Here is a 544-nt window from a genome sequence, read left to right on the forward strand (position 1 = left end):
GTGTGTAAGAGTATTTCTTCTATTAGAAATTTCTTCATATGCCACAATCCATTTTTCAGGAATAGGTTCTATACCCAAATTTTTCCAGAGATTAATTCTTTTCCTTACTCCCATTCGCTCATATCTGTTTTGCTCACGTTCTAGAATTCCTTCAACCAGTATATCAACACCCCTAGTAGCAATATCTTTAAGTGAAAATTTTTCATCAAAAAAATTTTCTCGCTTCTCATGTAATATTTTTCTGTATAAGTCGAACTCATATGCCTCAAGCAGACAGTAGTTATATAATATAATTTGAGTTCCAATTATATGCTCAACTGGAACAAACTCATTTTCATGACCAAAAGAAGCACCACCATTTTTAGAAATATCAGAAGGCTCAGGTTCTTTGAATATTAATGAAATGGTAACTCTCAATTCATTTGAAAGAGCATGTACAAGTGGTAATAAATCTTCATTCAAGTTTGGTCTGTTTGCTGCAGTACTCAAAAAAGGAGCTATAGACCATGCCTCCTTATCCCAATTCATCATTTTTCTTGCAGAT

General features: G+C 33.1%; 1 protein-coding gene. It reads right to left on the reverse strand.

Annotated elements, in window-relative coordinates; genetic code table 11:
- A partial coding sequence (locus tag ACS8FC_RS20290) for a hypothetical protein (RefSeq protein ID WP_439298110.1) occupies positions 1-544 on the reverse strand: 544 nt, incomplete at both ends.

Source organism: Psychrobacter sp. 1Y4 (assembly GCF_051847555.1).